This is a genomic window from Roseococcus sp. SYP-B2431 (assembly GCF_004336745.1).
In the GTDB taxonomy this organism is placed as follows: Bacteria; Pseudomonadota; Alphaproteobacteria; order Acetobacterales; family Acetobacteraceae; genus Roseococcus.
Window position 1 is genome coordinate 1 of the sequence record NZ_SJXD01000022.1, and the last position, 22840, is coordinate 22840.

Consider the following 22840-nt stretch of genomic DNA (forward strand, 5'->3'; position numbering starts at 1 on the left):
ATCTTGCTGGAATCCGTGTCCACCAGCGCCACGTCGACGCCAAACTCGGCAAAGCAAGCACCAGAGACGAGGCCGACATAGCCGGCCCCGATCACCGCGATTTTCATAAGGGAACCCCCGAGGACCGCATGACCAAAACAGCATGCGGAAGCAGCATTTGATCGGATCGCTGGAGGTTCATCAACATCCTAGCCCGGCCGACCGGGAAAGTTCAAAATCCCGCGGCGGTCGCGGAAACGGCGTCAGCGGTACTTCGCCAGGAATTCCCGGACCTGCGGCGCGAGTTCGGGGCGCTTCAGGGCGAAGGCGATCTGCGCCTCCAGGAAGCCCACCTTGTCGCCGCAGTCGAAGCGCCGGCCCTCGTAGCGCAGGCCGTGGAAGGGCTGGTGGCCGAGGAGCTTGGCCATGCCGTCCGTCAGCTGCACCTCGCCGCCGGCGCCCAGCTCCATCTTCGCCAGATGGGCGATGACCTCGGGCATCAGCACGTAGCGGCCGATGATGGTCAGGTTGGAGGGCGCCTGGTCGATTGGGGGCTTCTCCACGAGGCCCTTCACCGAGACGAGCCGGCCCATGTCCTTCTCGATATCGATCACGCCATACTTGTTGACGCGATCCCTCGGGACCTCCTCTATGGCCACGACGTTGCCGCCCGTCTCCTGATAGGCATCGGCGAGCTGCCTGGTGCAGGAGACGTCGCACATCATCAGGTCGTCGGGCAGCAGGATGGCGAAGGGATCGTCGCCGATGAAGCTGCGCGCCGCCCAGATGGCGTGGCCGAGGCCCATGGGCACCTGCTGGCGCGTGGTGGTCACGCTGCCGGGCGGCAGGGCCTGGGCGCGGAGCTCGGCGAGCTCCTTGGCCTTGCCGCGCTCCTCGAGCATCCGCTCCAACTCGAAATGGACGTCGAAATGCTCGACGATGGCCATCTTGCCGCGGCCGGTGACGAAGCAGAACTGCTCGATGCCGGCGGCCCGGGCCTCGTCCACGGCGTATTGGATCAGCGGCCGGTCGACGACCGGCAGCATCTCCTTGGCGATGGCCTTGGTGGCGGGGAGGAAGCGGGTGCCCATGCCGGCGACGGGCATGACGGCCTTCTTGAGCGGCTTCAGCACGGGGTGATCCCTTTGTTCATTCGGCGCAACCTGTTGCCACGCCCTGGCTGGCGGCGGCAAGCCAGGGCCGGTCGGCTTTCATCCCGATCTGCGCCCCGATCTCCGCCCCGAGCTGCTCCAGGCGCAGGGGACAGGCCGCTTCCACCCGGGCCACCGTCACCCGGGGTTCCGGGCCAGCTGCTGCCGGGGCGGCGGCGCAGCGTCGGCCGACCGGGAGGGCGTGCGCGGCGTGGCCTGGGCGGCGCGCGTGACGGGACGGGCGGCGGGGCGGGCGACAGGACGGACGGCGGAACGGGGCGCGGCGCGAAGCTGGCGCGGCCGGGCCGCGGGGGACGGCGTCGTTGCCACGACCCGGCGCACCCGCGCCGCGGGCTGGCGGGCGGCGGCCACCGACCGGACGCCGGGCGCGCGGTTGCGCGGCGCCGGTTCCCGCAGGGCGGCCTGCCGGACGTTGGCCGCCCGGCGCGGGCCGGGGCCGACGGTGGCATCATGCCGGACGGCGACGCGCGGCGGCAGCGCGGCCATCAGCGGCGGCACCTCGCGCACGCCCAGGCGGGCGAAGCCGGCGTCCAGCAGCTCGGCCATCCGGCCATTGCGCTGGGCCCATGAATTGCCGCCGAAGACCGCGCCCACCAGCCGCACGCCCTCGCGCTGGGCCGAGGTCACGATGTTGAAGCCGGAGGCATTGATGTAGCCCGTCTTGATGCCGTCGGCGCCGGGGTAGTCGCGCAGCATGCCGTTGTGGTTGCGGATCAGGCGGTTGCCATGCGCGAAGTGGGTCAGGGAGAAGTAGTGGTACTGCTCCGGGAAATCCTGGATGAGCCGGCGGCCGAGCAGCGTCATGTCGCGGGCCGTGGTCACCTGGTCGGGGTCCGGCAGGCCGGAGGCGTTGCGGAAGGTGGTGCGCGACATGCCGAGCGAGCGGGCGCGCAGGGTCATCATCCGCGCGAAGCTCGCCTCGTCGCCGCCGAGCGCCTCGCCGACGGCCACCGCGATGTCGTTGGCGGAGCGCGTGACCAGGGCCAGGATGGCAGTCTCGGTGGAGAGGGTGCCGCCGGCGGGCACGCCAAGCTTGGAAGGCGGCATCGAGGCCGCCTCGGCGCTGACGCGGATGGGCGTGGAGAGGGTAAATCGGCCGGCCTGCATCGCCTCGAAGAGCATGTACAGCGTCATCATCTTGGTGAGGGAGGCCGGATGCCGGGTGTCGTCCGCGGCCTCCGCGATCAGCACATTGCCCGTGCGCGCATCCACCACCATGCCGGAATAACGTGGGCTCGCGGTGATCTGGGCGCTCGCCGCGGCCGGCAGGAGGCCCACGGCCAGGAGCGCGCCGGCGACGGCGCGGAGAACGGCGGATCTGAACATGCGGCTTCCCCAAAGCGGACGCTGGCCTCGCCTCCCCCAAGGCCCGGCCCGCGTTGAAATGCAAAGAAACAGTCGAGCCGCCATTTGTCCATCCGTTTCGCGCGAAACTGTGGCCATGCGGTTCCGAATCGGCCTGATCCGCCGAGCGCCGGAATTTTTGTGCACTGCACAAAAACCGCTTGCATTGGACCGGACGACCTCATAAGTAGGCCCTCGTGATGCTGCACTGCAACAAACGCAGCAAGACCATGCCTTCCTCGCATCGGGGCAGGCCACGCGAAGGAGCGAATGACATGGCCACTTCGGCTGAGATCAAGAAGACCATGGCCGACGCGGCCCAGACCGGCGCCGCCCAGGCGAAGCAGATGGCCACGGACGGCGTGGCCCAGGCCCGCGTCGCGGTCGAGAAGACCATGGAGACCGCCAACAAGACCGCCGGCGACCTGATGAAGGCCTCCGAGGAGGCCGTCGAGTTCGGCCGGGGCAATTTCGAGGCGGTCAGCAAGGCCACCCAGGTCTACGTGACCGGCATGCAGGACCTGTCCCGCCAGACGGTCACCATGTTCCAGGCCTATTCGGAGCAGGCGATCGAGGCGGCCAAGACCCTCACCTCGCTGAAGAGCCTCAAGGAGGCGGCCGATTTCCAGGCCTCCTTCGCCAAGACCGCCTTCGAGCGCGCGATGGCCGACGCCACCCGCCTGCAGGAGGCTTCGCTGAAGCTGGCCGAGGCCGCCGTGGAGCCGATCTCCGCTCGCATGACGGTCGCCATGGAGAAGATGACCAAGCCGCTCGCGGCCTGATCGTCCGCCGTGCCCGGGGACGTTCCGCCCCGGAACGGCCCGCACACGCCTGAGTTGAGGGCCCGCATGCCGAAGGCATGCGGGCCCTTTCCTTTTGTTCATTCCGCCCTGCGAGGCTTTCAACCCCTTCCCGTGGGCTGCCGGCTCCCGATATCCTGTCCAGGACCATGAAGACGCGATGCACCACCGGAAGCGAGAGATGACCAGGATCACGATGTCCGATCCGGACAAGCGGGACGGCGAGGGCGGCCCGACGACCGGGGTCGTCGTCAAGCCGCGGCCGAAGACCAAGAAGCCGGCCATGTACAAGGTGCTGATGCTCAACGACGACTACACGCCCATGGAGTTCGTCGTGCATGTCCTGGAACGCTTCTTCCAGAAGAACCGCGACGAGGCGACGCGCATCATGATGCACGTCCACCGCCGCGGCGTCGGGGTTTGCGGCGTCTATACCTACGAGGTCGCGGAGACGAAGGTCACGCAGGTGATGGACCTGGCCCGCCAGAACCAGCATCCGCTGCAATGCACCATCGAGAAAGAGTGACACAAAAAATCACGTGCGGAATCGCGCCACGCAATTGTCTTATGCGTTGGTGTCGGATGTGACGGCAGGGGGAGAGCCACCACATCACTGTCAACCCGCCGCGCCGCCAACCTCGGCGGCCGGCCTTCGCTGAAGGGGAGCGTTGAACCATGCTATCCCGCAATCTCGAGCAGACGCTCCATCGTGCGCTCGGCCTCGCCAACGATCGCCGCCACGAATACGCCACCCTCGAACATCTCCTCCTCGCGCTCGGTGACGATGCGGACGCGACGACCGTGTTGCGCGCCTGCGGCGTCGACGTGGACAAGCTCAAGCGCGAGCTGACCGAGTTCCTCGACAAGGACCTCGCCGGCCTCGTCAGCGACCGCACGGGTGATCCCAAGCCGACCGCCGGCTTCCAGCGCGTCGTGCAGCGCGCGGCGATCCATGTGCAGAGCAGCGGCCGCGACGAGGTGACGGGCGCCAATGTGCTCGTGGCCCTCTTCTCGGAGCGCGAGTCGCACGCCGTCTATTTCCTGCAGCTGCAGGACATGACGCGGCTGGACGCGGTGAACTTCATCAGCCACGGCATCGCCAAGGCCCCCGGCCGCTCGCAGCCCCGCCCCGTCCAGGGCCAGGCCCCGACGCCCGAGGACAATGCCGGCAAGGAGGACCGCGAGGAGAAGCCGCGCGGCGGCGGGCGCAACCAGGACGCGCTCAGCACCTATTGCGTCAACCTCAACAAGCGCGCGCTCGCTGGCAAGATCGATCCGCTGATCGGCCGTGACAGCGAGATCGAGCGCACCATCCAGATCCTCTGCCGCCGCACCAAGAACAACCCGCTCTATGTGGGTGATCCGGGCGTGGGCAAGACGGCCATCGCCGAGGGCCTGGCCAAGCGCATCGTCGAGGGCGACGTGCCGGAGGTGCTCGCCAAGAGCACCATCTTCTCGCTCGACATGGGCAGCCTGCTGGCCGGCACCCGCTACCGCGGCGATTTCGAGGAGCGGCTGAAGGCCGTGGTGAACGAGCTGGAGGCCCAGCCGGGCGCCGTGCTCTTCATCGACGAGATCCACACCGTGATCGGCGCCGGCGCCACCTCCGGCGGCGCCATGGACGCCTCGAACCTGCTCAAGCCCGCGCTGGCCCAGGGCACGCTGCGCTGCATCGGCTCGACCACCTACAAGGAGTACCGCAACCACTTCGAGAAGGACCGGGCGCTCGTCCGGCGCTTCCAGAAGATCGACGTGAACGAGCCCTCCGTCGAGGACACGGTGAAGATCCTGACGGGCCTGAAGACCAACTACGAGAAGCACCACAAGGTGAAGTACACGCCGGAGGCCATCCGCGCCGCCGTCGAGCTCTCGGCCAAGTACATCCATGACCGCAAGCTGCCGGACAAGGCGATCGACGTGATCGACGAGGTCGGCGCCTCGCGGATGCTGCTGCCGGAAGGCCGCCGCCGGAAGACCGTGACCCTGAAGGATGTGGAGGAGACCGTCGCGAAGATCGCGCGCATCCCACCCAAATCCGTCTCGGCCGACGACAAGGAGACGCTCCGCACGCTGGAGCGCGACCTCAAGGCGATGGTCTTCGGGCAGGACAAGGCGATCGAGGCGCTGTCCTCGGCGATCAAGCTGTCCCGCGCGGGGCTGCGCGATCCCGAGAAGCCGATCGGCAACTACCTGTTCAGCGGCCCCACCGGCGTCGGCAAGACCGAGGTGGCGAAGCAGCTCAGCAAGACGCTCGGCATCGAGCTGCTGCGCTTCGATATGTCCGAATACATGGAGCGGCACAGCGTCAGCCGGCTGATCGGCGCGCCGCCGGGCTATGTGGGCTTCGACCAGGGCGGCCTGCTGACCGACGGCATCGACCAGCATCCGCATTGCGTGCTGCTGCTGGACGAGATCGAGAAGGCCCATCCGGACCTCTACGCGATCCTGCTGCAGGTGATGGACCACGGGAAGCTGACCGACCACAACGGCAAGACGGTCGATTTCCGCAACGTGATCCTCATCATGACCACCAATGCGGGCGCCGCGGACATGCAGAAGTCGGCGATCGGCTTTGGCAACCCGGTGCGCCAGGGCGAGGACGAGGAGGCGGTGAAGCGGATGTTCACGCCGGAATTCCGCAACCGCCTCGACGCCGTGATCCCCTTCGCGGGTCTCTCGGCGGAGATCGTCGCCCAGGTGGTCGAGAAGTTCGTGATGCAGCTTGAGGCCCAGCTGGCCGACCGCAACGTCACGATCGAGCTCTCGAGCGCGGCCAAGGAGTGGCTGGCCGAGCGCGGCTACGATCCGCTCTATGGCGCGCGGCCGCTGGCCCGCGTGATCCAGGAGTTCATCAAGAAGCCGCTGGCCGAGGAGCTGCTCTTCGGGCGGCTGGTGAAGGGCGGCTCGGTGAAGGTCAATCTGACCGACGGCGCGCTGACCTTCGACATCGCCGAGGCGCCGGTCGCCGCCCTGCCCAAGCCGGAAAGCGACGGCGAGGCGGAGAAGGAGCCGGAAGCCACGGCGGAGTAGCCTGCTCGCGGCTTGTGGAGAGGGCCCCGATGGGAAACCATCGGGGCCCTTCTCATTTCCGGACCGAAGCCATGACCACCGACAACCGAATCGAGGACTGGGACAGCTACAACGCCGCGCTGCGCGAGCGCGGCAAGGAGTTCTCGCAGCTGCATCCCGAGGCTGTGAAGGCCTTTTCGGCCCTCGGCCGCGCCTCGGCCGTCACGAAGCACCTCGACGCAAAGACGCGGGAGCTGATCGCGATCGCGGTGGCCGTGACCACGCGGTGCGGAGGCTGCATCGACGACCATGCGCGTCGCGCCCGCGCGGCGGGCGCGACGAAGGAGGAGATCGCCGAGGCGTTGGGCGTGGCGGTGGCCGTGAATGCCGGCGCGGCCTTCACCTACTCGCTGCACGTGCTGGACGCTTATGACGGGGCGGGTGCGCGGCCCTAGGCCAGAAAGGCACGAACCTCGCCGAGGACATCGCCCCCCTCCAGGCCGAGGGCGCGGATCGGGTCGGCCAGCGCGGCCACGATGCCGAGATGGCTCATGCCGGGATAGGCGACATGGCGCACCGGAACGCCCGCCTCGCGCGCCCGGGCCGCGAGGTCGGCGGAATGCTGCGGGCGGACGGTCGTGTCGGCCGCGCCATGCAGCAGCAGCATCGCCGGTGTCGCGGGGCCGAGCGGCAACGGCGCGGCGACGGCACGCGGCGTTCCGGCGAAGACCCCGGGCGGGTCAACCTCGTCCGCGCCGAAATCATAAGGGCCGGCGAGGCCGATGAAGCCGCCGACGCGGTCCTGGGCGCGCCAGTGCGGATCCAGCGCGACGCAACCGGCGTTGAAGGCCCCGGCCGAATGCCCCATCAGGATCAGGCGCCGCCGAGGCTCGCGGGCGGCCAGGAAGCGGACGGCCAGAGCCGTGTCCTCGACGAAGCCGGGAAAGCGCCCCTCGGGCCACAGCCGGTAGTCGATCACCGCGAGGAGGCAGCCGAGCCCGGCCAGCGGATAGGCGAGGAAGCGGTAGTCCCCGCGCTCCGCCGAGCGCCAGCCGCCGCCCGGGACGAAGACCAGCAGCGGCGCGGCCTCGGCCAGGCCTGGCGGCGCATAGAGGTCCAGCCGGTGGCGCGGCAAAGGGCCGTAGGCGATGCCCTGCTCGCGTGTCGTGCCGCGGGCGCGGGTCAGGGCCCCGGCGAGACCGGTCGGCGAGCAGGCTCCCAGCGGGAGGAGCGCCGCGCCGGAGAGCAGGGCGCGGCGCAGGGGCGCGGGAAGCTTCATCGCAGGGAAATGATCCGGCGCGGGGCGGGTTGCCAGGATTGACCGCGGCGCCCTTCGCCTCTAAGCCGCGCAGCTTCACGTCCCCATCGTCTAGAGGCCTAGGACACCAGCCTTTCACGTTGGCAGCACGGGTTCGAATCCCGTTGGGGACGCCACCTTCCTTGGCTTCCGAAAGTTTGCCCCTCCGGCAAATTGGCGGTTCGGATCTCACTTTTCGAAGCCGCGCTGCGGCAGCTCGCGAATCCGCCGATTCATCTCAGCATCTTCAACGCCGCGGCGTGAGCTTCTTCATCGGCCAGGGCCGAGGCGCCCGGGAGCCCTCGGGCACCCGCCGGACGCCCGACCCTCGTGCCCGGCGTCCAGCGTCCGAGGACTCAATCGAAGATGAGTCCGGAGTATCCGGCCGATTTCATCTCCTGCAGTTTACGGAGCCAGAGCTTCCTGCGGCTGGCCTCGATGAACGGGCACGCGTTCAGAAGTCGCCCGGCATTGATCCGGGTCGGGGGGATTACCTCGTCACATTGGGACCAAGATAGCCTTCCGCTCCCATCAATGGTGCATTTGACATTCGATGTGATTCCGACGCTTGCGAGATAATCGTAGAACTTGAAGCCATCGCCGGCCGGCAGTCGCGTCGCCTGATGCCAAAACGCTGGAACGCTGGAACGCCGTAGGCATGGGCCGCAATGATTCCGTGCAAGGAGCTGGATACGATCATCCGGCATGAGAGTATGGCGTCGACAACTGAGTTAATTTCACCGGTGATGTCGATATTGAGCCGATGAATTTCGGGAGAGATCGGAAAAGTGTCTTCCGGCAATTCTTGCTCGTTGATATGGCGTATAATACCTATATCATATACGATCTGAATTGTCGGATAATATATCAGTGGATAAAGAACCGCTGGATCGCCAAAAACCCCAGGGCAATCAATGCCCATCGATATCAGCTTTCCCCGGGTCAGGGGGCCACGAACAGCATGTATTTTGCGCGGAGGAGCGTTAATCTTCTCTGAAAAGAACTTGAACCCCATCCCCCATACCTCGTGATGAGGGCGCGTATTTGCCAGTCCGCTGCCAATCACGCGGTATACGCTACGGCCATCCCATCCCGTCGCGGGCTTGGAGTTACTGACTTCGCGCCCCGAAAGCGCCTGAACCAATATCGGATTGAGCTTATCCCCCCAATTCGCAGCCACCTTACCCTCGCTCGGCCAGCTGACGAAAAGAGGATGATCCATCCCGGAGGCAGCCTCTTTTTGAGGAACCCGGAGCGGCAAGTCTCGCATCCCCGAATTTGTTGGAGGTGGGCGAGCCTAAGGGACCGCCGCATCACGAGCAACACGCGCTCTCGACGCGCCGCGATGTGACCTGAGCGGTGAACCTGCCGTTCCTCGGCAGCCACTGACAAAATCCGACGGGACGTCCGAGATTTCTATTGCAGTGCAACCAAACGGTCTCAGGGGCGTTCCCCAATCACTCTCCTCTGCAATCTCCTCTTCAGCCCGGCCGGGTCCATCCCCTCGGCCGGGCCTTTTACGCTGCCGCCCGTTCGGCCGAGGATGCGGAAGGCAACCTGCTCTTTCGCCCGCGCGCCTGCCGCAAGCGCAACGACCCGCCGCGTTCAGGCCGGCCGCCGACTTACCCAGCCCTCAGTCCCGCCCCAGGATCTCGCGGTTGTGCTGCCCCACCCGGGGCGCCGCCCGCCGGGGGAAGGGCCGCCGCCGGTTGAAGGAGATCGGCAGGCTGACGATCTTCGGCCCGCCCTCCGGCAGCTCGCGCAGCAGGCCGACCGCCTCCATCTGCGCGGAGTTCGTGACCTCGGCGATGTCGTTCACCGGGCCGCTCGGCACGCCCACGGCGTCCAGCGCGGCCAGCCAATGGTCGCGCGGGCGGGTCAGGAAGGCCTCGGCGATGAGCGGGATCAGCGCGGCCTTGTTCCGCACCCGGTCGCCGGCCCTGGCGAAGCGCGGGTCCTCGGCCCATTCGGGATGGCCCAGCACCTTCGCCGCCCGGGCGAAGAAGCGGTCGTTGCCCGCGGCGAGGCAGAGCGGCCGGTCCGCCGTCTCGAAGGTTTGATAAGGCACGATCACCGCGGCGCCGGTGCCATGGCGGGTCGGGATGTCGCCGGTCGCCAGGTAGTTGTTGATCTGCCCTTCCACCCAGAAGGCCGCCGTCTCGAAGAGCGAGCTGTCCACCAGGCAGCCCTTCCCCGTCTTCTCGCGCCAGCGCAGCGCCGCCAGGGCGCCGACGGTGACGAAGAGGCCCGTCGCCTTGTCGTTGATCGAGGCGCCGCAGAAGGTGGGCGGGCCGTCCGGCTGGCCGGTCACGCTCAGCATGCCGCCATAGGCCTGGAGCAGCGGGTCGAAGCCCGGCTTGAGGCGCATCGGCCCCTCAAAGCCGAAGGCCCAGATCGAGCAGTAGATGAGGCGCGGATGGCGCGCGAGCATGGCTTCCGGGCCGATGCCGATCTCGTCCACCACGCCCGGGCGCAGGTTCTGGATGAGGATGTCGGCCGTCGCGCAGATCTTGTGCAGCGCCTCGATGTCCTCCGGCTTCTTGAGGTCGAGGGTGATGGAGCGCTTGGACCGGTTCTGCCCGTGGAAATAGAGCGAGGTCACGCCATCCGGCCCATAGGGAGGGCCCCAGAGGCGGGCATCGTCGCCGCCGTCCGGCTTCTCGACCTTGATGACATCGGCGCCCATATCGGCCAGCACCGCGCCGGCCAGCGGGCCGGCGAGCGCCTGGCCCACCTCGATGACGGTGACGCCGTCCAATGGCAGATCCATGAAGTCTCCTGGGGGTGATTCGGGCATGATCGGCTATTCGGGCCGCATTCCGGCCCGGCGCGCAACCTCCGCCCAGGCGCCCACATCGGCGCGGATGCGGGTGGCGAGCTCCTCCGGCCCCGCATAGGCCGGGACCGAGGCCTGGGTGGCGAGCTGCGCCCGCGCCTCTGGCTTGGCGAGAAAGGCCGACAGCGCCTGCGAAGCGCGGAGCACGATCGGCGCCGGCGTGCCAGCCGGCGCCAGCACGCCGAACCACACGCCGGAGTCGGCGACCTCGTGGCCGAGTTCCTTGAGCGTCGGCACCTCCGGCAGCTCCGGCGCGCGCCGCGGGCCGAAGACGACCAGCGGGCGGAGCTGGTTCTCCCGGTAGGGCCCGATGGCGCCCACCAGGGTCTGCAGCATGAGCGGCACGCGGCCGGCCACCACGTCCAGCAGCGCCGGCGCCGTGCCGCGATAGGGCACATGGGTGATGTCGATGCCCAGCGCCTGGCGCAGCGTCTCGCCGCCGAAATGCCCGTTGCCACCATTGCCCGTGCTGGCATAGCCGAGCGTGCCCGGCCGCGCCTTGGCCGCGGCGACCATCTCGTCGAGGCTTCGCCAGGGCTGCGAGGCGCCGCACCACAGCACGTTGGGCGAGGTCGCGACCATGCCGATGGGCGCGAAGCTCGTCACCGGATCATAGGGCAGCCGGGCATAGACGCTGGCATTCATCACCAGCGAATTCGAGGAGAAGAGCAGGGTCTGGCCATCCGGCGCGGCGCGCGCCACAGCCTCGGCGGCCAGGACGGAATTGGCCCCCGGCCGGTTCTCGAAGACCATGGTCTGCCCGAGTTGCTCCTGCAGCCCCGTGGCGGTGAGCCGGCCGACGAAATCGGTGGGGCCGCCCGGCGGAAAGCCCATGAGCACGCGCACGGGCCGGTCGGGCCAGGCGGGCTGCGCGAGCGCCGGCGAGGCCAGGAGCGTGGTCAGGGCCAGGGCGCCGCGGCGGCGGATGTGCATCTGTGGCATTCGGTCATCTCCCTTGCCCGGCGTCCTGCGCGCCGGCGCCTTGCCGCCGATGTTGCCCGCGGGGAAAGCGCGGCGGCAAGGGCGTCGCCCCTATCCGCGGACGGCGAACGGGGACTATACCGTGCGGTGCAGGGGCGATGGGCGCGATGTCCCCTGCCGGAGCCGTGACGTCCCGCGGCGAAGCCGGGACAGCCCAGCTTCATTCCCTCCTCCCGGGCCCTCGCTCCGGGCGAGGCTTCGGAACAGGATTCACCATGAAGAACCCGGCAAAGGCCGCGGCGGCGCCCAAGGCGCCGGAGCCCGTGATGCTCGACCCGAACGAACTCCAGGACATCGCGAAGCGGCACCGCCTCTCCGTCGCGATCGTAACGGAGATCGTGCGGCGCGTGGGCACCGGCGAGCGCGCGGCGATCGAGCGCGAGATCAAGAAGGGGATGGCGCGGCGCTGAGCCCGGCTCAGCCCAGGCCCTTCGCAAGTCGCAGCACCACCACGAAGTGGCAGGCGGCCGCGGCGAGCACGAAGCCGTGCCAGATCGCATTCTGGTACGGCATCCGCCGCGACACATGCACGATGACGCCCAGGCTGTAGAGCAGCCCGCCGGCGCCCAGCAGCGCCAGGTCAAGCCCAGGTAGCGCGGCCGCCAGCGGCACGATGGCGACGATCCCGGCCCAGCCCAGCAGCAGATAGGCGGCGATGGCCGCGCGCTCGAACCGTCCCGGCGCGAAGAGCTTGAGGCCAGCACCCGCGAGCGCGCCCGCCCAGACGAAGGCCGCCACGCTCCACCCCCAGCCGCCGCCCAGGCCGAGCAGCGCGACGGGCGAATAGGTTCCCGCGATCATCACGAAGATGGCGGCATGATCGAGGCGGCGCAGGAGGCGCTTGCCCCGCCCCTCGGCGGCCAGGTTATAGGCGGCCGAGCAGCCCAGCATCGCCACCAGCCCAAGGGCGTAGAGCCCGAGCGCGAAGGCCGGCACCCACTCCACGGGCCAGGGCATCGCCGCGGCCAGCGTTACGCAGGCGGCGATGGAGGCGGCCAGGCCCAGGACGTGGATGCAGGCATCGGCCCGCAGCGCGCCCCGGGAGACGGGCGGCAGGGCGAGGGATTTCGTCATCCGGCCATCCTGAAGCACCCGCTCAACCAAAACACCAGATCATGCCCGGGGAGCGAAGGCGTCGGAGCCTGGAGCTAGACGCGCAGCAAGATCTCGTGGTCCAGGCCGCGGCAGTCCATCTCGAAGTCGATCTTCTGCACGGGCGGGCGGCAGGGATGCCAGGTGATGCCGTTTTGCGCGGCGCCGCGCGCGGCGATCTCGTCGAGGAAGAAGGGATGCAGGTCATAGACGGTATAGACCTGCACGGCCGTCGTATCCGCCCAGCCGAAGCCGAAGGCGGCCAGCCGCCGCTCCATCTCGCCCAGCGTCTGGCGGGCCTTGGCGCGCAGCCCCTCGGGCGAGGTGTCGCCATAGGCGACGACGGCCTCCGCCACCGGCCCGCCCCCGCGCCGCTCCGCCCCGCCCGCGATCAGGAAGGTCGGCCCGACCCGGCTGTCCGGCACGGTGTAGGTGAAGGCGTGGAAGCCGGACTCGCTCGGCGGAGCCAATTCGGGACAGACGTTGCTGCGCGCGACGGGATTGTCGTCGCCCTCCAGGATGCCCCAGTCGCGCAGCACCTGGGCGTAGCCCAGGTTGAACTCGCGGAAGCCGTCCTCGGTAAAGGGCAGCGCGGAGCGCAGCTCGCAGGCCGCGAAGGCCGTGAGCGGACGGCCGAGCGCTTCCAGATGCGCCTTGATCCGGGCGAAGCCTTCCTTCATCGGCAGCAGCCGGCTGAACCGCGCGCGCTCGAGCCGGTAGCCCGGCAGCGCCGCGACGCCGGAGGAGTACTGGAACACGGCGGGGATGTAGCGGTAGTCCCCCGCTTCCATGGTCTTGAGGGTGGCAGCGGGGGTAGCGGACATCGTCGCATCGTCCTTCGAAGAGGGGCACCGGCGCCAGTTAAGCCGGGAGATCCGGCGCAAGGCCATCCCCAGCCCCCGGGCATCGCCCTCCGGGGGAAGGCACCCGCGTGCTTCCCCAGACACAACCCTGGAGCAAATCCCTGCCAGGGTATTCTTCGACTTGCGCCGAGCGCGAATCGAGTAGCATCGTAAAGCATATAATTTCAGTGATGAGCGGGCGTTACTCGGCCCTGGTACGTTGCTGAACAGGGGGATGGACTGCATGCGGAAGTCTAGGGCGGTGCTTCCGCGCCACGGCGCGACCATCGCGGCGATCCTTATGGGCCTCTCCGCGACCGGTGCCCTCGCGCAGGTGCCGCCCCCCGGCATCATCCCGCCCGGCGGCACGCCCATCCCGCAGCTCGCCCCGCCCAGCCTGCCCCGCGTCGGCCCGGGCCTGTCGCCGCCGGGCCCCGCCCGCCCCGCCGAGGGCGTCACCGGGCAGGTCGCCATCCGCGACGTCACCTTTCTCGGCTCCACGGCCTTCACCCCGGCCGAGCTGGCCGCCGTCTCCGGCCCGCTGACCGGCCCCGCCGTCCCGATCGCGAAGATCGAGGACGCGCGCGCCGCCATCGTCACCCTCTACCGCGAGCGCGGCTTCGCCTTCGTCACCGCCGACGCCACGGTCGGGCCCGACGGCACGCTGCGCTTCCAGATCGCGGAGGGCTTCATCAGCGAGGTCCGGCTGGACGGCGATGTCGGCCCCGCCGGCACCCAGGTGCTGCGCTTCCTGAACCGCCTCGTGAACGTCCAGCCGCTCGACATCGCCACGATGGAACGCCAGCTCCTGCTGGCGCAGGACATCCCGGGCCTGACCGTACGCACGGTGCTGCGCCCGGCCGGGACGGCGCCGGGCGCGCTGTCGCTCGTGGCGCAGCTCTCGCGTCGGGCGGTGACGGGCTATATCGCGGCCGACAACCGCGGCCCGCGCTTCTCGGGGCCCGAGCAGGGGCTGGCGGCGGTGCAGTTCAACTCCTTCACCTCGCTCGGCGAGCAGACGGAGCTGGCGCTCTTCTACGCCCGCGCCACGACGCAGATCTTCGGGCAGGCGAGCTGGCGCGGCTATATCGGCGGCTCGGGCCTGCAGGTGCGGCTCTATGCGGGACACGGCACCAGCAACCCCTCCGGCGTGCTGCGCAGCCTCGGATACGAGGGCGCTTCCACGGTGGCCGGCGCCTCGCTGACCTATCCGGTGATCCGCCGCCGCTCGCAGACGCTGAACCTGATCGGCGCCTTCGACACGATCGACAGCGACATCTGGGTGGACGGCAGCAACGGTCAGCGCGCGCGCCTGTCGCAGGACAGCCTGCGCATGCTGCGCGCGGGCGCCGACTGGACCACCTTCGACCTGCTGGCCGGCGACACGCGGCCGGGCACCAATTTCGTGAGCCTGCGCCTCAGCCAGGGCGTCGGCGGCTCCCTGGGCCGCAACCCGGCGCGGCTCGGCTCGACCGGCGACTTCACGAAGCTCAGCGGCGAGGCCACGCGCACCCAGGCCCTCTTCGCGCCGTGGTCCGGGGCGATGCTCGCCTTCCAGGGCACGGTCGCGGGGCAGTGGAGCAACGACATCCTGCCATTGGCGGAAAAATTCTACCTCGGCGGCAATCGGCTGGGCCGCGGCTTCTACGCCGGCGAGGTGACCGGCGACAGCGCCGTCGCGGTCTCCGCCGAGCTGCAGCTCTCGACGACGCACGAGCTCAGCGCATTCGGCGTCGGGCTGCGGCTGGCGCCGACCTACTACGTCTTCACCGATGCCGGATGGACCTTCGAGAACCAGGCGGCGGACCCCGACCGCCGGCTGCATTCCTTCGGCCTCGGCCTGCGGATGCAGGTGAACGAGCGCTTCGAGGCGCAGTTCGAGGCGGTGCGGCGCTTTACCCGCCAGCCCCAGGGCCCGGCCGTCCCGGCGCTGCACGAGGACGCATTCTTCTGGCGCGTGCTCGCCCGTTTCTGACGGAGGACAGGATCCCATGATGACCCCCTCCCCCTCGTTTCGGCTGGCCCTGCTGGCGGGCACGGCGCTGTTCTTCCCCGCGCTGGCCCAGGCGCAGCCGGCGCCCAATGCGCGGCCGCAGGGCGGGCAGGTCGTCGCCGGCTCGGCCGTGATCGGCGGCGATGCCGGGCGCACCGTCATCAACCAGTCCACCGACCGCGCCGCGATCAACTGGCAGAGCTTCGATGTCGGCCGGAACCAGGCCGTGCAGTTCCAGCAGCCCAGCACGACCTCGGTCACGCTGAATCGGGTGATCACGCCGAATCCCTCGCAGATCGCGGGGCGGATCACCGCCAACGGCCAGGTCGCGATCGTCAACCAGTCCGGCGTGGTGTTCCACCAGGGCGCGCAGATCGACGCCGCCGGCTTCGTCGCCTCCACGGCCAATATCACCAACGAGGCCTTCATGCGCGGCGGGCGCATGAACTTCGACCAGCCCGGCCGCCCCGACGCGCGCATCGAGAACCACGGCACCATCACCGTGCGCGAGGCCGGCCTCGCCGCGCTGGTGGCGCCGCAGGTCGCCAATCACGGCGTCATCCGCGCCCGCATGGGCCGGGTGGTGCTGGCCGGCGCCGAGACCTCGGTGGTGGACCTGCATGGCGACGGGCTGCTCTCGCTCGAGGTGACCTCGCCCGTCCGGCAGGCGCCCGCCAACGGCCAGGCGCTGGTCACCAACACCGGCACCGTGACGGCGACCGGCGGCACCGTGGTGCTGACCGCCCAGGCGGTGGACGGCATCGTGCAGGATCTCGTGCGGGCCGGTGGCCGCATCGCCGCGAACACCGACGGCGCCACGGGGCGCAGCGGCCGCGTGGTGGCGGCCGGCAATGGCGGCGCCGTGCGCATCGAGGGCCGGGTGAGCGCACAGGGCCGTGCCGCAGGCACGCGGGGCGGCGAGGTCCAGATCCTGGGCGACCGGACGCTGGTGGATTCCACGGCGCGGGTGAACGCCTCGGGCCGGGCGGGCGGCGGCACCGTGGCCATCGGCGTGACGCCCAACGGCGCGGCCAGCCGGCGTCTCTCGCGGCGCGCCGGCATCGCGCAGGGCGCCGTCGTGCGGGCCGATGCCACGGAGCGCGGGAATGGCGGCACCGTGCTGCTGAACTCCAGCGAGTACACGGTGCATGCCGGCGCCATCTCGGTCCGCGGCGGGCCGCAGGGCGGCGATGGCGGCTTCGTCGAGGTCTCGAGCGCCAGGGATTTCCGACTGCTCGGCGAGGTGAACGTGGCCGCGGGACCGGGCGGACGCGTGGGGACGCTGCTGATCGACCCGGACAACCTCACGGTGATCGCCGCTGCCAGCGGCTCCGGCTCGGACGACGGCAACGTCATCGGCGGCGTGCTCGACGCCGGCGCGAGCAGCGGCGACCAGACCATCTCCAACGGCTTCATCAACGCCTTCGCCGGCAACCTGGTGCTGCAAGCGGACGACACCATCCTCGTCGACGCGCCCATCAACAAGCCGACCGGCAATCTGTCGCTGGAGGCGGGCACGACCCTGACCGTGGGCGCGAACGGCTCGATCGTGCTGGGCGCCGGCGATCTCGGCCTGACGGCCCAGACATTTGTCTTCAACGGCCCGGTGACCGTGCCGCTGGCCAATACCATCAGCTTCACCGCCACCGGAAGCGACTTCCCCTCCGCCTCGATCTCGCAGACCGTCGCGGGCGTGGTCACCGCCGGCACGGTCACGCAGACCAATCCAAACCTCTTCGGCGACGTGGGTCTCGGCACCGCCGACAATGTCATCGGAGCCATCGGCACGCTCAACGCAGCGCTCGGCAACGTCACCATCCGGAACACCCGCTCGCTGACCGTCAACACCGGCATTGCCGCGAACGTCGATGCGCGGATCGACGTGATCGGCGGCGATCTCACGATCAACGGCAATATCAGCGCCGCGACCGGAACCGCCGTCTTCCGCTCCACCGGCAGCTTCACCCAGGGAGCGGCCAGCACGGTCCGCGCCCCCAACATGATCATCAGCTCCGGCCTGAACGCCTCGCTGGCCGCCATCGACCCGACTTCGACAGCCGGAACCTTCATCGCCGGCATCATCCAGGCCGGCCCGGCCATCAGCTATTTCGAGCCCACCGGCCTGATTGTGATGAATGCGGGACGCGGGGGCATCGTGCAGACCGGCGGCTCCCTGGAAGCCAATACGCTGAGCCTCAACACCACGGGCAACATCTCGCTGCCGGGCGGGGACAGCGCGAACCGGATCGACGAGATCACCAGCCTGACTGCCGCTGGCGATGCCAGCGTGGCATCGCGCCCGGGTTCGGCTTTCAACCTCACGCTCAGCGGGCCGATGCAGGTCGGCGGCACGTTCAGCCTGAACCGGACGGGCGGCGGCAACATCATCCAGACCGAAAGCTCGGTCATCACGGCGAACACGCTCAACGTGACCAACGCCACGAACGGCGCGCAGCTCACGGGCGAGAACCAGGTCGCGCGGCTGGGGACGGTCGACGTCCAGTCTGCCTTCGATTTCCGCAACGCCACCAGCCTGGCCGTCACCGGCCCGGTCGCCGTGGAGAACGCGACCGCCTCCATCGACGTCGTCGGCGACCTGGACGTGACCGGCAGCGTCTCCGGGCAGGGCGGCATCACGCTGACGGCCAGCGGCAACATCAATCTCGCGGCCGGCAGCCTCGTCGGGCAACCCAGCTCCTTCGGCGGCGGCATCACCATCCTCGCCGGCTACAATCCCAATATCGAAGGAGGATCGGACCTGAACGGTCCCTCCAGCCTGACCCTGGGCGGCACGCTCGGCAATGCCGGCTTCCCGGCGCAGGTCGAGCTGGGTGCGGGGACGGGCGGGATCACACAAACCGGCGGCCGCCTCATCGCGTCCTCCCTGATCGTGCTGTCCGGCGGCGACGTGCTGCTGGACCTGCCCTCGCCGGGCCTCCTCAACAGCGTTGCCAACCTCAATACCCTCCATGTGGCCGGGAACTTCGCCCTGGACAACGGGGTGAGCGATCTCCAGGTCGGCCTGTCCGGCGACACCATCAGCACGCAGAGCTTCGCGGTCCGAACCGCCGGCACGGTCACGGTCAACGCTGCCATCACGGCCGTCGAGCGTGCGACCTTCCGCGTCGGCTCCCTGGCGTTCTCGCCCTTCACCGGCACGCCGCTGCCCAGCATCACCGCCCCGCTCGTGGAACTCGCCCCCGACGCCGCGTTGGGCATGGCCATTCTTCCTGACGAGGGCACGCCGCAGCCCTTCCGCCTCGGCTCCGACATCTTCGACCGGATCACGGCCAGCAATTTCCGCTTCGGCGCCACCACCTTCCGCGGCGTGACGACGACGACCGCGAGCGAGATCAACTTCGCCAGCAGCTTCAGCCTCCCCGGAACGGTGGATGTCCGCGCCACGGGCGACGTCTTCCAGGCCGCCGGAACCACGCTCGGCTTCGGCACGCTGACGGGCGCTGCAGGCGGCGCCGTCGAGCTGAACGATCCGGCCAACGTGCTGCCCGTCATCGGCGACCTCTCGGCCGGCACCCTCCTCGCGCTGCGCACGACGGGCAGCCAGGTGCTGACCGGCAACCTCGCCGCGCCGAACACGCTGCTGACGACGGGCGGCAGCCTGACCCAGTCCGGCGCCGGGCGGATCACCGGCGGCACACTCACGCTCCAGACGGGCGGCGACGCGCTGCTGAACGGCGCCAACGGCCTCACCGGACTGGGCGCATCCGATGTCGGGGGGCGGCTGGAACTGAAGAACAGCTCCGACCAGCTCGCCTTGCCGGCCGGGCGGGTGTTTTTCACCCAAGGTTCCTACGACATCCAGCAGACCGGGAATCTCGTGGTGGACGGCACCGTCACGGGGACGACCGGCGCGCTCGCGGCAACCGGCACCTTGCAGGTGAACGGCAACTCCGCCATCGCCCGGACCGGCGACCTGAGCATCGAGAGCGATACCTTCGCCCTGAACGGCCTGCTACAGGCGGCCGGCGCGATCCGCATCGCGGCCGGCACCTCCGCCTCGCTGACGGGCACCGCCTCGGGAACCTCGCTGCGCATCACCTCCCCCAGCATAACCTTCGGCGGGCTGAACGCCTCGAGCACGCCGGTCCTGCTGTTCCTGGGGCCGGACGGAAATGCCACCGGCACGCTGAGCGCCGGCGCGCTGAGCGTCTTCGGCGGGGCCGGCGCCAATCTCTTCGGCGCCATCGCGGGGATCAGCGGCGGGGCAGCCGCGGCGACGGGGCGGCGCGGCACCTCGGGCGGATCGCTGCTGGTCGAGCCGCTGCCCAGCCCGGCGCTCTATCTGTTCAACGACTGCGCGATCGGCGCCTCCGTCTGCACGCCTGCCGCGGCAGGCGGCGGCGGGACCGCCACGCCACCGGCCGGCAGCCCCCTCCGTATCGGTCCCTTCCTCGCCCCCACGGTGAACCCGCCCTTGCTGGCCGCCGTGCTGGAGCCCGCCCTCACCGCGATCCAGCAGCTGCGCCCCCCGGTGCCGGTCCTGTCCTTCCGCCTCTTCCGCGACCGTTCGGAGGAGGGTGAGCTCGCGCCTCCCAACATTCGTGGCGAGGATTTCTAGCCCATGATCCGCCCCGGCCCCTTCCTCCCGCTCGCCCCCCTTCTGCTGGCCCTGGGCGCCTGCGCCTCGCCGCCGCCCTCCGCCTATGTCGCCGTGCCTTCGGGCGGCGGCGCGGGGATGCTCGCGCTCGGCGCCACCGCCTCGGGCGAGGAGTGCCGGCTGTCGCGCTCCGGCCAGGGCGGCGATGTCTGGTGCGGCGAGTGGTCGTCGCCCAGCGCGCGCGTGCGCCCCGCCACGGGATCGACGCCCATGGAGGCGGCCGGGCAGGCCCGCGCCGGCCTGGCCAGCCGGCTGGACTGCGCGGCGCCGCGCGCCAGCACCGCCCTGGGCGGAGAGCCGGCCGCGATCATGGATTGCCGGCGCCGGGCCGGCGGCTGGCCCGCCTTCGCCATGACGGCCCAGTCCGGCAACGCCATCTGGCTCGCCGAGGGGATCCTGCCCGCCCAGGCGGCGGCCGAGCGGGCGATCGGCGTGCTCTCCGGCCGGATCACGGCCGAATCCGCCCGGCTGCCCTCGGCCGCCATCGACCAGATGGCCGCGCGCCTGGCCCGCGAGGCCTTCTCCACCGGCGACATCGGCCGCTACGAGAGCCTGATGGCGGTGGGCCGCGACGCGAACCAGGCCGAGCGCTTCGTCGCGGCCGAGACCGCCTATCGCGCCGCGCTCGCTCTACAGGAGCGCGCGCTCGGCGCCGACGCGCCGGACCGCTTCCTGCCCATGGTGCTGCTGGCGCTGCAGCTCTCCAACCAGGGCCGCTTCCCGGAGGCCGAGGCCTTCTTCACCCGCGCCGCCGTCCTGGTCCCACGCGCCTCCGAGCCGCTGGCCGGCGCCTACCTCACCCATTACCGCGGCCTGCACGAGGCCAACCGGGCGCGGCCCGACCAGGCGCTGGCCCTGCTCGCCCAGGGCGGCGCCGCCTATGCCCGCTGGGTGCCGCCCGAGCTGCGCGCCGGGATGGGCAGCCCGCAGCCCTCGGTCGATCCGCTGGCCAACCGGGCGCTGATCGGCCTGATCGAGACCCGCCGCAACGCCGCCGCCGTGCTGCGCGCCGCCGGGCGCACGGCCGAGGCCGAGACCGCCGCCGCCGAGGCCGGGCGACTGGCGCTCGCCGCCACCGGCACGGCCAGCGGCACCGACCTGATCGCCGCCCGCATCGCCCGCACCGAGGGCGCCGTAGCCGCGGGCGCTGGCCGGTCCGGCGCCGCTGCCGCCGATTTCGGCCGCTCCGCGACGCGCTTCGCGCGCGGCATCCCGCGCTCGCGCCCCCTCGCCGAGACGCTGCTGCTGCGGGCCGCGAACCTCCCGCCCTCGGGCGCCGTGGCGCCCTGCCGCGACGCCGCCGCCGTGCTGCGCAACCTGCGCGAGGGCACCTCGCCGGGCCGCGTCGCGCCCTGCATCGACGCCTTCCTCGCCCTCGGCACGGCTGAGGGTGTGGCAGAGGCCTTCGAGGCCGCGCAGCTCGGCCAGGGCGGCGTGACCACGACCCAGATCGCCACCGCCGCCGCCCGCCTCGCCGCCGGGGCGCGCGACCCGGCGGTCGCCGAGGCGCTGCGCCGCCGCGACGAGGCCGATCGCACGCTCGCCGCCCGCTACCGCGAGCGCGACGCGGCGGCCGCCGAGGGCCGCGACGTGGCCGCCCTCACCGCGCAGATCAACGAGGCCGAGGGCGTGGCCGCCGAGGCCGATGCCGCCGCGCAATCCGCCGCCCCGGGCTATGGCCAGCTCGTGCAGTCTGTCTCCTCCGCCGCCGACGTGCTGGCCGCCCTGGCCCCGGGCGAGGCCCTGGTCGCCACCACCCTGCCGCCGGACCGGCGCGGCTGGACCTTCGTGCTGCTCGACGGGGCGGTGAGCGTGGGGCGCGTCGGCGCGGACACGGCCGAGGTCGCCGCGCTCGTCGCCAGGATCCGGGAGAGCACGGAATCCGGCACCTCCCGCCGGGCCTTCGAGGCCGGCGCGGCCCATGCGCTGCACCAGGCGCTGTTCGGCGCCGTCGCGGAGCCGCTGGCCCGGGCCAGGTCCATGGTCGCGCTGGCGGAGGGGCCGATGCTCTCGCTGCCCTATGGCCTGCTCGTGACGGCCGCGCCGCCGGCGCCGCGGGGGCACGAGAACGTGGCCTATCTCGTGCAGAAGATGCCGGTGACGCATGTGCCGGCCGCCTCCAGCCTGGTGACGCTGCGCCGGGCGGGCAATTCCGTGGCCAGCCGGCCCTGGTTCGGCTTCGGCGATCCCCGGCCCGTGCCGGCCGCCTTCGCCGCCCGATCCTTCCCGGCCGCCCCCAGCTGCGGCCAGGGCCTGTCCAGCCTCGCGCGGCTGCCCGCCGCGGCGGTCGAGCTCCAGGCGGCGCAGCAGGCCATGGGCGCCACGCCGGCGGAGCGCCGCACGGGCGACGCCTTCACGGTCGGCTCCGTCCGCGCGGCCCATCTGCGCGACTACCGGATCCTGCATTTCGCGACCCATGGCGTGCTGCCCGCCGAGCTCACCTGCCTGACGGAACCGGCGATCATCGCCTCGGCCGGCAACGGGCCGACGGCGACGCAGGCCCTGCTGACGGCCGGCACCATCCTGGACCTCGACCTCGATGCCGATCTCGTCGTGCTCTCGGCCTGCAACTCGGGCGGCGGCGCCGCGGCGGGCGAGAGCCTTTCGACCCTAGCCCGGGCCTTCTTCTTCAGCGGCGCGCGCGGGCTGCTGGTGACGCATTGGTACGTGAACGACGTGGCGGCGGCGCGGGTGGCCTTCTTCACCCTGCAGAACATCCGGAACGGCGATGCGCCGGCCGAGGCGCTGCGCAAGGCGCAGCTCGACCTGATGGGCGTGGCGGGCCTGGGGCACCCGGCGCTCTGGGCGCCCTTCGCGATGATCGGGCCCGGCCCGGCGCCGGCGGCCCAGGCGGCCAGGACCGCGCGCGCGGGATAG

At 70.6% G+C, this 22840-nt stretch carries 17 protein-coding genes and 1 tRNA gene; 9 read left to right on the forward strand and 9 right to left on the reverse strand.

Annotation, left to right across the window (positions count from 1 at the left end; genetic code table 11):
- The 3 genes from EJV46_RS08005 to EJV46_RS08015 form a co-directional block, all read right to left on the reverse strand.
- A partial coding sequence (locus EJV46_RS08005) for an NAD-binding protein (protein ID WP_131546788.1) occupies positions 1–107 on the reverse strand: 107 nt, incomplete at its 3' end.
- Between the two features lie 135 nt (positions 108–242).
- Positions 243–1112 carry a UTP--glucose-1-phosphate uridylyltransferase GalU gene (galU, locus tag EJV46_RS08010; RefSeq protein WP_206020750.1) on the reverse strand — a complete coding sequence of 290 codons (870 nt, stop codon included), beginning with the start codon at positions 1110–1112 and terminating at the stop codon, positions 243–245.
- 156 nt (positions 1113–1268) lie between these two features.
- Positions 1269–2477 carry a D-alanyl-D-alanine carboxypeptidase family protein gene (locus EJV46_RS08015; protein WP_131548105.1) on the reverse strand — a complete coding sequence of 403 codons (1209 nt, stop codon included), beginning with the start codon at positions 2475–2477 and terminating at the stop codon, positions 1269–1271.
- A gap of 293 nt (positions 2478–2770) precedes the next feature.
- Here EJV46_RS08015 and EJV46_RS08020 point away from each other — a divergent pair, with 293 nt between their 5' ends.
- The 4 genes from EJV46_RS08020 (at position 2771) to EJV46_RS08035 (ending at position 6759) form a co-directional block, all read left to right on the forward strand.
- Positions 2771–3277 carry a phasin family protein gene (locus EJV46_RS08020; protein WP_131548106.1) on the forward strand — a complete coding sequence of 169 codons (507 nt, stop codon included), beginning with the start codon at positions 2771–2773 and terminating at the stop codon, positions 3275–3277.
- A 214-nt stretch (positions 3278–3491) separates the two neighbouring features.
- A complete protein-coding gene (clpS, locus tag EJV46_RS08025) occupies positions 3492–3821 on the forward strand; it encodes an ATP-dependent Clp protease adapter ClpS (protein ID WP_206020771.1) in 330 nt (109 codons plus the stop codon).
- A 149-nt stretch (positions 3822–3970) separates the two neighbouring features.
- Positions 3971–6325 (forward strand): ATP-dependent Clp protease ATP-binding subunit ClpA, encoded by a 2355-nt coding sequence (gene clpA, locus EJV46_RS08030; protein ID WP_131548107.1) that lies wholly within the window; start codon positions 3971–3973, stop codon positions 6323–6325.
- A gap of 71 nt (positions 6326–6396) precedes the next feature.
- The gene (locus EJV46_RS08035; protein WP_131548108.1) at positions 6397–6759 is read left to right on the forward strand and encodes a carboxymuconolactone decarboxylase family protein; all 363 of its coding nucleotides are present in this window, start codon (positions 6397–6399) and stop codon (positions 6757–6759) included.
- Here the strand turns inward: EJV46_RS08035 and EJV46_RS08040 are convergent.
- Complete coding sequence (locus EJV46_RS08040) at positions 6756–7583, reverse strand: alpha/beta hydrolase (protein WP_131548109.1); 828 nt, start codon at positions 7581–7583, stop codon at positions 6756–6758. The genes EJV46_RS08035 and EJV46_RS08040 overlap by 4 nt on opposite strands.
- A 79-nt stretch (positions 7584–7662) precedes the next feature.
- Here EJV46_RS08040 and EJV46_RS08045 point away from each other — a divergent pair.
- Positions 7663–7738 (forward strand) — tRNA-Glu (locus tag EJV46_RS08045).
- 353 nt (positions 7739–8091) lie between these two features.
- On the opposite strand, the gene EJV46_RS08050 is transcribed toward EJV46_RS08045, so the two are convergent.
- The 3 genes from EJV46_RS08050 to EJV46_RS08060 all read right to left on the reverse strand — a co-directional run bounded on the left by EJV46_RS08050 (position 8092) and on the right by EJV46_RS08060 (position 11379).
- Positions 8092–8823 carry a polysaccharide pyruvyl transferase family protein gene (locus EJV46_RS08050; RefSeq protein WP_165585414.1) on the reverse strand — a complete coding sequence of 244 codons (732 nt, stop codon included), beginning with the start codon at positions 8821–8823 and terminating at the stop codon, positions 8092–8094.
- Positions 8824–9234: 411 nt separating this feature from the next.
- Positions 9235–10371: a CaiB/BaiF CoA-transferase family protein gene (locus EJV46_RS08055; protein ID WP_131548111.1), complete on the reverse strand. Its 1137-nt coding sequence runs from the start codon at positions 10369–10371 to the stop codon at positions 9235–9237.
- A gap of 33 nt (positions 10372–10404) precedes the next feature.
- Complete coding sequence (locus EJV46_RS08060) at positions 10405–11379, reverse strand: tripartite tricarboxylate transporter substrate binding protein (RefSeq protein ID WP_131548112.1); 975 nt, start codon at positions 11377–11379, stop codon at positions 10405–10407.
- A gap of 254 nt (positions 11380–11633) precedes the next feature.
- Here EJV46_RS08060 and EJV46_RS08065 point away from each other — a divergent pair, with 254 nt between their 5' ends.
- The gene (locus EJV46_RS08065; protein ID WP_131548113.1) at positions 11634–11828 is read left to right on the forward strand and encodes a hypothetical protein; all 195 of its coding nucleotides are present in this window, start codon (positions 11634–11636) and stop codon (positions 11826–11828) included.
- Positions 11829–11835: 7 nt separating this feature from the next.
- On the opposite strand, the gene EJV46_RS08070 is transcribed toward EJV46_RS08065, so the two are convergent.
- Positions 11836–12492, reverse strand: coding sequence for a PAQR family membrane homeostasis protein TrhA (locus EJV46_RS08070; RefSeq protein ID WP_131548114.1), 657 nt, complete (start codon positions 12490–12492; stop codon positions 11836–11838).
- A 74-nt stretch (positions 12493–12566) separates the two neighbouring features.
- Positions 12567–13334 carry a hypothetical protein gene (locus tag EJV46_RS08075; protein WP_240782459.1) on the reverse strand — a complete coding sequence of 256 codons (768 nt, stop codon included), beginning with the start codon at positions 13332–13334 and terminating at the stop codon, positions 12567–12569.
- A gap of 262 nt (positions 13335–13596) precedes the next feature.
- On the opposite strand from EJV46_RS08075, the gene EJV46_RS08080 reads away from it, so the two are divergent.
- The 3 genes from EJV46_RS08080 to EJV46_RS08090 are packed head-to-tail and all read left to right on the forward strand — an operon-like array spanning position 13597 to position 22840.
- Entirely contained in the window at positions 13597–15327 is a 1731-nt protein-coding gene (locus EJV46_RS08080) for a ShlB/FhaC/HecB family hemolysin secretion/activation protein (protein WP_165585415.1), read from the forward strand.
- A 19-nt stretch (positions 15328–15346) separates the two neighbouring features.
- Positions 15347–19924, forward strand: coding sequence for a filamentous hemagglutinin N-terminal domain-containing protein (locus EJV46_RS08085; RefSeq protein ID WP_165585416.1), 4578 nt, complete (start codon positions 15347–15349; stop codon positions 19922–19924).
- Between the two features lie 3 nt (positions 19925–19927).
- Entirely contained in the window at positions 19928–22840 is a 2913-nt protein-coding gene (locus tag EJV46_RS08090; protein ID WP_131548117.1) for a CHAT domain-containing tetratricopeptide repeat protein, read from the forward strand.